Annotated in this window: 7 protein-coding genes; 6 read left to right on the top strand and 1 reads right to left on the bottom strand. The window is 37.0% G+C overall.

Features of this window, described 5'->3' with window-relative positions:
- Window positions 1-496 (top strand): hydrogen peroxide-inducible genes activator (locus tag ABXH34_RS11360; RefSeq protein WP_353572002.1); only part of this gene is annotated, 496 nt, incomplete at its 5' end.
- 282 nt (window positions 497-778) lie between these two features.
- Here ABXH34_RS11360 and ABXH34_RS11355 read toward each other — a convergent pair.
- Window positions 779-5509, bottom strand: a complete 4731-nt coding sequence (locus ABXH34_RS11355; protein ID WP_353572001.1) for a two-component regulator propeller domain-containing protein — start codon at window positions 5507-5509, stop codon at window positions 779-781.
- Window positions 5510-5662: 153 nt separating this feature from the next.
- On the opposite strand from ABXH34_RS11355, the gene ABXH34_RS11350 reads away from it, so the two are divergent.
- The 5 genes from ABXH34_RS11350 (at window position 5663) to ABXH34_RS11330 (ending at window position 10537) form a co-directional block, all read left to right on the top strand.
- A complete protein-coding gene (locus tag ABXH34_RS11350; RefSeq protein ID WP_353572000.1) occupies window positions 5663-6208 on the top strand; it encodes a hypothetical protein in 546 nt (181 codons plus the stop codon).
- A gap of 82 nt (window positions 6209-6290) precedes the next feature.
- Window positions 6291-8732, top strand: a complete 2442-nt coding sequence (locus tag ABXH34_RS11345; RefSeq protein WP_353571999.1) for a CHAT domain-containing protein — start codon at window positions 6291-6293, stop codon at window positions 8730-8732.
- Window positions 8733-9033: 301 nt separating this feature from the next.
- On the top strand, window positions 9034-9567 hold the full coding sequence (locus tag ABXH34_RS11340; RefSeq protein ID WP_353571998.1) for a GTP-binding protein: 534 nt from the start codon (window positions 9034-9036) through the stop codon (window positions 9565-9567).
- Between the two features lie 5 nt (window positions 9568-9572).
- Window positions 9573-10151 carry a GTP-binding protein gene (locus tag ABXH34_RS11335; protein WP_353571997.1) on the top strand — a complete coding sequence of 193 codons (579 nt, stop codon included), beginning with the start codon at window positions 9573-9575 and terminating at the stop codon, window positions 10149-10151.
- Window positions 10151-10537: a roadblock/LC7 domain-containing protein gene (locus ABXH34_RS11330; RefSeq protein ID WP_353571996.1), complete on the top strand. Its 387-nt coding sequence runs from the start codon at window positions 10151-10153 to the stop codon at window positions 10535-10537. The genes ABXH34_RS11335 and ABXH34_RS11330 overlap by 1 nt, the downstream gene beginning before the upstream one ends.
- Window positions 10538-10736: the final 199 nt, after the last annotated feature.

Below are 10736 nucleotides of genomic sequence, written 5' to 3'. Positions count from 1 at the left end.
TCCTTATCCGATTCGTCAGCTTGAGCATGAGATTTTTTGGCAGGAAGATTTTCGGGTCGCGGTGTCAAAACAACATCGATTAGCAAATCAGGCCTCAATCTCAACCCAGACATTACCTAAACAAGAATTATTGCTACTTGAAGAAGGGCATTGCTTAACTGAACACGCGCTATCTGCCTGTAAATTAGATAATTTAGCTTTACGTACTACATTTCAAGGCACGGGTTTATATACGTTATTGCAAATGGTTGCTGGTGGACAAGGCGTGACTTTTATCCCTGAAATGGCCATGTATGGTGAACAATTAAATCATCAGGAAATTGCTCTAATCCCATTACAAGAACCCAGCCCACATCGCCAAATTGGCTTAGTGTGGCGCAAGAGCTTTTTACGTAAAGCGGATTTATCCTTATTTATTCAGCATATCAAACACATTATGCAAACCTCTTATCAAAATTATGAGGCTCAAGGATTGAATGCTAAAAATTCTGACTAACTATAGTCAATTTTGATTTATGTGTTAGGACTGGCAGTCCTTTTATAATTTAAATATCAATCAGTTTTAAAATCGAGGACTGCCAGTCCTGTATCACTTTAAAGTAAAACAACTATAATGATGAGTGAATCCATCTCACTTTAAACGGGATCAACTATAAAATAGACGATTTGTGAAAAGAATCATTCTTCATGACAAGGATCGAATCTTTATTAAGCTATGCTGCATCCTTGTTTTATCAATATAAATGTTCTTTGAGCTATCCAGATTTTTGCTAACTTTTTACTTAGGCAGCGAAATAGGCAAATGAACCGTAAAAGTGGTTTTCCCTGGACAACTTTCTACATCAATATTGCCATCATGTTTGGTAACAATTTTTTGTACAATATCCAAACCTAAGCCACTGCCTTCACCTGCAGGTTTTGTGGTGAAGAATGGGGTAAAAATATGATGTTTAATATCATCAGGAATGCCAGAACCCGTGTCAGTTATTTTGATTTCAATATTCATTTCTTGTATATCAATATCAATGAACAATTCACCTTGATGATTCATCGCTTGCAACGCATTATGGATTAAATTTGTCCACATTTGATTAAGCTCATCGGGATAGCAAAAGATTGCAGGTATTTCAGAATAATTTCGATGTATTTTAACCTTATGTTTCATTTGACTATTATATAAAGTAAGCACCGTTTCTATACCGTTAATAATATCGGCTTCTATTTTTTCACCAGTATGGTCGAAATGAGAAAAATTCTTCAGCGCAAATACTACTTTAGCCGCCTTATCCGAAGCAACGGTAATATTTTTAATACCGCGTTGTAAATTGGCAAATTGATAAGCAATATCTAAAATATCGTCACTTCCATTCTCTGTAAATAATGGAATCAAATCTTCAATATTATCGAAGATACCCATATCGACCAATTTATCTGCCAGCAAGGTTGCATCCGTCGTATAAGTCTCTAATTGAGGGGTTAACTCTCTACGCCGTTTACGTTTTTCACGAGAAGAAAAATTGCAATAAGGTTGATTCACTACACGGTACAATAAATTGAAAAAAAGTTGCTGTTTATTTTCTGGCAGCTCATGAAATAAATGTGACAATCGTTCCAAAGTACTGGATAAAAAGTGATTAATGCTACTCGCCGATGACCGAATTGCGCCAAGTGGTGTATTAATTTCATGCGCAACACCTGCGATTAGCTGTCCTAGAGCAGCCATTTTTTCCGATTGAATCAATTCTTCTTGGGTGGCTTTCAATTGTTGTAAAGCTTGGGTTAAATCTGCATTTTTCTGATGCAATGCGGCTTCAGCATGTTTACGCTCACTAATATCAACTGCAATACCAATAACCGCTTCTAATTGATTATCTAAGTTACGGATGGTTGAGCCCCAGAAATCAGCCCAGAAATCACTACCATCTTGACGAACATAACGTTTTTCAAGCTGATAAAAATCCACTTCTCCTCTAATTAAAGCAGAAAATTGTGCTTGACTCATTTCTTGATCTTGAGGACAAGTGACATCTTGTTCAGTGCGTTGTAATACTGAAACCAAGTCATCATCCAGCATATCTGCCCACTTTGAATTGGCTTGGACGTAATTGCCTTCACTGTCAATAATGCTAATTCCCACTGCGGCATTATTAAAAATCGTTCTAAAATGTTCTTTACTCTTACGCAAAGCTTGTTCAATGTGTTTTTGCTGGGTCAAGTCCATGTGAGTGCCGACTAAACGGGTAAATTCTCCATTTGAATCACGCACTCCAATACCACGCCCCAGAATCCATATATAATGCCCATTAAGATGTTTCATTCGAAAAGTAACTTCAAATGCGGGTGTTTTCCCATCGACATAACATAATAAGGCATTAATAAATTTATCTACATCATTAGGATGTAATGAGATACACCATCCATTATTGTAGTCCCCAATATCTGCATAATTAATTCCTAACATTTCCAAATAACGTGGTGAATAATAGGTTTCTCCAGAAATCAAATCCCAATCCCATACCCCATCGTTCGCGCCCTGCATGGCTAAATTAAACCGCTCTTCATTGGTACGCAAAGCTCTTTCAATTAAGCGTCGTTCCAATATTTCTTGCTGTAACTGTTCATTGGTATGTTGTAAGTCCTGGGTACGCTTTTTAACCAAATCTTCTAAATGTAAGCGATAACGTTGTAATTCTTGTTCTACTTGCTTGCGCTCAGTAATATCCTGAATTGCATTAAGCGCGTAGAGTACTTGCCCATTGTCATCTAAAATAGGACTACCCCAGATTTCTAAATAGGTATGTCGATCCGCTAAACGTACTTCAATATCACTCACAGACGAACTTTCGCCTCGTAAGGCTCTGACAATCGGCAAGCATTCTGACAGATAAAGTTGCCCTGTGTCTGCATGATATAGTTGATAAGCTTGAGGTATTTTGCTGCTCAGTATATTGGGATCAGCTTTTTTACTAAAAAAGGTATTCGCTTTGTCATTATGATAAAGCAGTTGGCCATTCGCATCCATCATCCCAATACCCACGGGGAGTGCATCTAAAAACTGGGTAATTTTTTCTAATTCTTTTTGTTTTTTCAGTAATTTTAGTTGCTGAGCACGTACATACCAAGTAATGATTGAAAGCAGTAATATAATGTATAGAGCATAAGCCCACCAAGTTTGCCAAGGGGCTGGTAATATCCTAATTTTGATACTTGTCCCCGCTTCATTCCATACCCCATCATTATTTGATGCTTTGACTCTAAAAATATATTCCCCATGTGGTACATTAGTATAATTAGCATTGCGTCGATGATTAATATAATTCCATTCACTATCAAAGTCTTGTAACTTATAAGCATACTGATTCTTAGTTGCTTCGATAAAGTTTAACCCAACGAATTCAAACGAGAAAAAGCTTTGTTTATGAGATAAAGTGATTTGTTGAGTTGTGGTAATATCTTGCTGTAATGGAGAGTCAGTATTCGGTTCTACAATTTGATTAAACAAGGAAAAACCAGTTACCACAACGGGTGGAATATATAACGTATCTTGAATTTGTTTTGGATAAAATTGGTTAAAACCATTCAATCCGCCAAAAAAGAACTCATTCCGCGAATTTTTATAATAAGCAGAATTAAATTCATTACTTTGTAAACCATCATCAACCGTATAGTTTTTAAATATTTTGCTATGTAAATCAAAACGGGATAAGCCTTGGTTGGTACTCAACCATAAATACTCATCACCTTCTTTTAAAATACCGTGAATGGTGTCATTGGCTAAGCCTTCTGCTTCCCGATAATGTACAAATTGGCCTGTATTTAAATCTAAACGATTGAGTCCCCCTCCTAATGTTGCAATCCATAGGGTATTTTGATGGGAAATAATACTGGAAACATTATTATTACTTAAGCTATTCGCTTGGTATGGCTGGTGTTCAAAATGCGCTATTTTTTGATGCTGTTCATCAAATCCTAATAAGCCATTACCCTGAGTACCCACCCATAGCTGCTTTTGGCAGTCCTCATAAATAGTTAATACGGTATTTTTCGCTAGCCCTTTATTCATATTTTGTCGAGGATAGTGGACAGTAAATTGTTCGGTTTGGCGGTCAAAACGACAAAAGCAATAGCGTGTCCCAACCCATAGATTGCCATGGCTATCTTCAACAATAGAACGAATCATATTGCTATCTAAGCTTTCCGCATCTTTATCACGTAGGACATAACGAATAAAATCTTTTGTTTTAGGACGATATTGATGTAGTACAGCTTGGTCTGTTCCAACCCACAATGTACCTTGTTTATCTTCGTATAAGGAACGGATATAGCTACTGCCTAAGCTATTAGGGTTATCTTTGTCATGAGTGTAATGAACTGAGGTACGCGTCTGTAAATCATAGAGATTTAAACCTTCTGCTGTGCCAACCCACAATTGCTGCTGCTGATCTTCTAAAATAGCAGTAATTGTATTATCGCTTAAACTTGTAGAATCTTTGGGGTTATGATAGTGATGTTTGAATTTTTCATGGGTAAAATCATAACGATTAATGCCACCACCATCAGTACCAAGCCAAACGCTACCTGCTCGATCAATATACAGAGAAATCACCGCATTATTGCTCAAACTATCGTTTTCTTTGGCTTGATATGTATGATTTTCAAGCTTCTGATTTTTCAAATCTAAAATATAAACGCCACCACCATCAGTACCAATCCATAGGCGGCGAAATTTATCTTCTTGAATACTCCAAATACTGGGCACAGTAAGTTGATTGGAAGCAGGGTGTAATATAAATTTATCTTGTGCTTCACTGTAATAATATAAGCCAGCGGCCGTAGCCGTCCAAATCATACCTTGACTATCTTCAAATAAAGCCGTAACAAAATTATGCTTATTATTTTTATTCTGTTGGTCATAAAGGTAATAAGTAAAGCGACCTTGTTTGGGGTTAAAACGATTGATTCCTCCACCATCGGTACTGATCCATAAGCGGCCTTTTTTATCTTCAAGTAAGGCCCAACTGTAATTGCTACTTAAGCTACCCGCTTGTTTTTCATCATGCTGATAATGGAAAAATTGCTGGGTTTTGGGGTTAAAACGATTAAGGCCACCACCTTCGGTACTAAACCATAAGCCTCCACGCTTATCTTCTATAATTCCCCCCGAAGCAATATTATGGCTGAGAGAATTAGTTTGAGCAGGGTCGTGTTGATAGTGGATAAACTGTTGATTTTTTCGGTCAAATAAGTTGATACCACCACCTGTACCAATCCATAACTGACCTTGCCTATCCTCATATATAGTATACACTTCATTATGACTAAGGCTTGTTTTATCCTGTGGGCTATGCCGATAGACTTTAAATTGATAACCGTCATAGCGACACAAACCATCCAACGTACCAAACCACATAAAACCTTGTTTATCCTGATGAATGGCATAAACACTATTTTGTGGTAGACCTTGCTCAGTTGTCAGATGCGTGAACCGTATCTCATCAGCAAAAAGCACAGGTACTACCAAATAGAGCAAAAGGTAATATATCGGTCTCATTGTATTGAGTTGAGTGGTGTAAAATTTGCTTAACCCACTTTTAAACCATTGAACAATGTTGAACATAAGTTTATTTAATGCTTTCGTATATTAAAGACAAGGAGCTTGACCATGTTATTGTCCCGCACAACTATTTTCCTCACCTTCTGTTTCTCGTTTAATTTAGCTATTGCAGATGATGCCATCAATGACTCAACTGCTTATATGAATAATCCACATGAGTTATATTCAGATCAGCTACGCCCGCGTAAACGTGGTCAGAATCAGCAAGTTAAACTACCTTCTGCATGGGCAGCGAATGCGAGCCAAGGTGGTGCTTTGTGTTATATTGACCCAGAACAAGTATTATTATGGCGCGATGACGCAACATTTGCCAGCCGCCTTTCAATCAAAGCTAAAGGTTCTAAAAAAACACTTAATTTGCGTTGGGCAAAAAATCAAGATACTTTAAAATGGCCTTATAAACGGGTACAGTTGATACCTAATAATACTTATTACCTAAAGCTTAACCAGCGCGAAGCAGCTTCACAAATTATTACCAGCAAGCAATTACCTAAACATTTGTGGAATGCGGATAAAGCTAAACAAGCGGCTTGGATGCAAGCAAACGAATGTATCTTACAAGCCAATTATTTACAGCAAACGACAACCCAATAATAACAATATATCACAAGAGATAAAGCCATTGGCCAGATGCTTGATTCTTGTGCAATCTATGGCAAGGGTACAGGAATAAACAATGCGATACTTTTATATTCTTCTTTTTAGTCTAGCTTGTAGTAACGGGTCTGCTAATAGTTTAGAGGAAGCTCATCAGGCTTATAAATATGGTTTTTATGAGCAAGCCATTGAATATTTTGGGCAATCCATAACAAATGAGCAACCTTCAGAATCTCAGCTATTTGACATATATATCCATCTTAGCAAAATTTACCAGCATTTAGGCGATATGATTCAAGCTGAGCAACAATTAGCCCTTGCTGATCGATACTTGGAGCGGGCTAAGTTACGTGATGATCCACTGCAAGCTAAGTTATCCAATGAATTAAGCCGGTTATATTTACTCAAAAGTCCTAACGACGAAAAAGCCTTACACCATGCTCAACAAGCAGTAATGCTTGCAAAATCGATTGGAAAACCTGAATACTATGCTGATGCCTTATTGCAACTCGCCCATTTACAAGTGCAAGATATGGACTATGAGTCGGCATTAGCCAATTATCAGTTTGGATTAGATTTATTAAAAAATACCCAACATAATCCACTTTATGGCAAAATTTTACTCTACAAAGTCCAAGTTCATTTCTATTTAGAAGCAGAAAATGCCTATCAATATCATGATGATAAGAAAGCTTATGCCCAAAGTTTATCTTATTTACAGCAAGCATTAAGCAGTATATCAAATCAAGAAAGCAGTTTTGATAAAGTATTAAGTTTGTTGAAATTATCTCAGCTTAGCCAAAATATTAACGAACAATTTAGCCAGCAAAGTACTGAATTACTGAAACTCAGTTATGATATTCTCTTGAAAGCACAACAGGTTGCCAAAATAACGGATAATCCTAGAGCCAAATCTTATATCTATGGTAATTTGGGTAAATTATATGAAACACAAGCTCAGTATCAAACTGCTTTAAGCTTTACCCGCCAAGCCCTATTTTTTGCTCAGCAAAGTTGGATGAGCGAATTGGCTTATACTTGGTACTGGCAAATTGGCCGTATTTTTAATGCTCAAAATCAGATGCCTCAAGCCATTGATGCGTATCAGCAGGCGATTGACGCATTTCACCATGTGCGTAATCAAATGATTGGTGAAAGTTATTGTCGTGCTTCTTTTAATTTTCACGATCAAGTCGCCACGGTTTATTATGAATTTGCAGATTTACTGCTCAAGCACGCCTCGTCTATGAGCAGTGAAGCGAAACGCACCGAATTATTACATCAAGCTCGACATACGATTGAATTATATAAAACAGCCGAATTACAAAATTATTATCAAGATACGTGTTTAGACTCTGGTGGTAATTGTATTCCGATTGAACAGATTATTACGCCTAATGTAGCGGTTATCTATCCTATTCCATTAGAAGAACGCTTAGAACTGCTAGTCACTTTTTCTGATGCTATTTTACAAAAAACCATTCCGATTACTAATACTCGATTAGAAGAGGAAGTTAGTTTATTTTTAGCCCCGTTGCGTCGTCATCCCAATGAAAAATTATTACTCAGTGTGCGTGGTAAACAGCAAGAAGCTAAACCTAGTCAAAAGCCAGATGAATTGACAGAATGCGCACCTACAGTACGCGGTAATATACCCACATCCCAAGCAAGTAAACCTATTAATACATCTTATCTTGCCCCTGCTCAAACCTTATATCAATGGTTGATTAAACCTTTAGAACAAGAATTCAAATCTCGTGGGATTGATACTTTAGTCATTATCCCTGAAGGTATTTTGCGTACCATGCCTTATGCTGCATTACATAATGGTAGTCGATTCTTAGTTGAAGATTATGCAATTGCGATTTCACCTAGCTTATGCTTGAGTAAAGATTTTAAACATGAGCAATATAATTCCATATTATTAAGTGGTCTATCTGAAGCCGTACAAGGATTTGACTCTATTCCTTGCGCAGCTTATGAGTTACAAGAAATTCAGAAAATCTATAAAGCAGATAAGCCTTTAATAAACAAAGATTTCGTGGTTGAAAAATTGCAAAAAGAAATTAAGCAGATTGATTATTCCATTTTGCATATTGCATCACATGGCCAATTTAGAGAAAACTTATCTGATACATTTATTTTGACTTATGATGACAAGCTCAGTATGAACAAACTTGAACGCTTAGTTCAATTCATGCGTTTGCAAGGTAAAGAAGTCAATTTATTAACTTTAAGTGCTTGCGAAACTGCGGTAGGTAACAATCGAGCTGCACTGGGTTTGGCTGGAGTTGCGATTAAAGCAGGCGTAAAAAGTGCGTTTGCAAGCTTATGGCAAGTGGATGATGTAGCAACACCCGCGGTTGTTATTGAATTTTATAAACAATTAAAAACAAAAGATACACCAATGGCAAAGGCTTTGCAAAATGCCCAAAAGCAAATTTTAAACAATCCAGATTATTATTTGTATCAACACCCTTACTATTGGTCGGCCTTTTTACTGATTGGCAATTGGCAATAAATGTGTGATTTAAAAAGTAGCTGAGTAAGATTGTCAATACAGCAATATCAAATTGATATTGCTGTATTTTAAATAGATAAATAATGTTATTCAGTTACTGATTCCTCCTCTATTTCCAGCTCGAAACAAGCATTAATCTTCATTTATTGCTAAAATGATCCACCTTTACTTAAGTTAAACTTTATCCAAATAAATAGTCAGTGGTTTCAAAAAATGGTTAAAAGGTCAAGTTGAAACGTGAGTTTCTAAACTAAAGTTGCTATGCTTATCCATAAATCAAACTAAATTTTTGGACACTGTTATGGACAAGATTATTTTTACTGGCCCTATGGGTGCAGGCAAAACAACTGCCATCAGTGCAATTAGTGAAATACCGCCGATTGCAACCGATGTGCGCTGTACTGATGAAGAGAGTCAGCAACGTAAAGAAAATACCACCGTAGCAATGGATTATGGTTATATTACTTTAGAGGATAGCTCTCGTATTCATTTATATGGTACACCTGGTCAAGAGCGTTTCAACTATATGTGGACAATTTTGACTCATGGTGGTATTGGCTTAGTATTATTGATTGACAACGCGCGTCCTAATCCTGTTGAGGATTTAAACTTTTATCTCGATGCGTTCCATGATTTTATTCAGACGACGGGAGTTGTGATAGGTATTACCCGAACCGATGTGAATTCAGATGTCACTTTAAATGAGTATTACAATGCGTTGATGAAGCGCGGTCAAGTTTATCCATTATTTGAAATTGATCCGAGACAAACGCAAGATGTGACGATTTTAATTCATGCCTTACTTGCTGTTCTGAGCCAACAAGCTGCTGCATAACCATAATGAATGAACATAAAATTGTTTTTACGGGGAGTTTAGGGGCAGGAAAAACCACTGCAATTGCGAGTATTAGCGAAATTCCAGTGATTAATACTGATATTCAAACTTCTGATTTTACTAAGCCTGTAATACACCAGATTGAAAAACAATTACCCGCCTCCTCTGCCATTAAGCATAGCATTACAACGGTTGCAATGGATTATGGTGAGGTGAATTTAGAGTCTGGTAAAAAATTACGCCTGTACGGTACACCAGGACAGCAACGTTTTGATTATATGTGGAAAGTGTTAATCCAAGGTGCTCAAGGCTTGGTCATTTTTGTCGATAATGCAGGTACAGACCCTGTCGGGGACTTAGCACGTTATACTGATATTTTTCGTGAATATATTTTAAATACAAAGACTGTAATTGCAGTGACCAGAATGGATTTAGCACCACGTCCATCCATGCAAGTTTATCAAAATTATTTACATCAATTAGGTATTCAATTACCTGTTTTTGCAGTTGATGCCCGCTCGAGAGAGAGTGTTGCCAATATGGTGCGGCATTTAGTTGAAATGATTAATGGGGAGAGTTATTGATGTTATCGGAAGCTGCCACTCAGCAATTAGAACAACAGTTAGAAGGTTTGTTGGATCGTTGTCAAGCTATCTGTGCGGCGGTGGTCGTCACTGTGGATGGTTATACTTGTGCAATGAAGCAGCGTACGACTGACCAATATAGTTTAGAACGGGTCGCAACCATGGGCAGTACTTTGATGTCGTTGGGTGACACAATGACCGCTGAGTTAAAAATGGGTCGTTGTGAAAACATCATCTCTGAAAATCAGCACGGCATTATTGCTTTTATGCACATTAATAGTCAGTTGGTCTTGGTAAGTTTAACTAAGGAAACCAATTCGCTAGGTATGTTATTAAGCCATTCTCGTAAGTGTGCAGAAAATATGGCTAAAACAGCCGAAATGTAAATGTTTGCCATAAATGAACTAGGTTTTCTGAATCTTGGCTTATCCCAGAAAACCTGATTCAATGTTAATAATGGGACTGCTTACCACTTTGCTCAATAACACCATTCATACTGAGCTATTCCTTAGTGATAAATAAGCTTTAGAATATCTCTCTGATCGTACGATATAGTAAATTCCACTTTTTTAATTGTTATTAGTT

The sequence above is a fragment of the Candidatus Albibeggiatoa sp. nov. BB20 genome (assembly GCA_016744725.1).
Lineage (GTDB): Bacteria > Pseudomonadota > Gammaproteobacteria > Beggiatoales > Beggiatoaceae > Albibeggiatoa.
The sequence above is the reverse complement of the archived record's forward strand: the minus strand, read 5'-3'. Positions and strand labels throughout refer to the sequence as shown.

What these genes read in the sequence shown, in the direction of transcription:
- ABXH34_RS11340 (WP_353571998.1), top strand. Translation starts at nt 9,034, where the DNA reads ATGGACAAGATTATTTTTACTGGCCCTATGGGTGCAGGCAAAACAACT.
- ABXH34_RS11330 (WP_353571996.1), top strand. Translation starts at nt 10,151, where the DNA reads ATGTTATCGGAAGCTGCCACTCAGCAATTAGAACAACAGTTAGAAGGT.
- ABXH34_RS11350 (WP_353572000.1), top strand. Translation starts at nt 5,663, where the DNA reads ATGTTATTGTCCCGCACAACTATTTTCCTCACCTTCTGTTTCTCGTTT.
- ABXH34_RS11335 (WP_353571997.1), top strand. Translation starts at nt 9,573, where the DNA reads ATGAATGAACATAAAATTGTTTTTACGGGGAGTTTAGGGGCAGGAAAA.
- ABXH34_RS11345 (WP_353571999.1), top strand. Translation starts at nt 6,291, where the DNA reads ATGCGATACTTTTATATTCTTCTTTTTAGTCTAGCTTGTAGTAACGGG.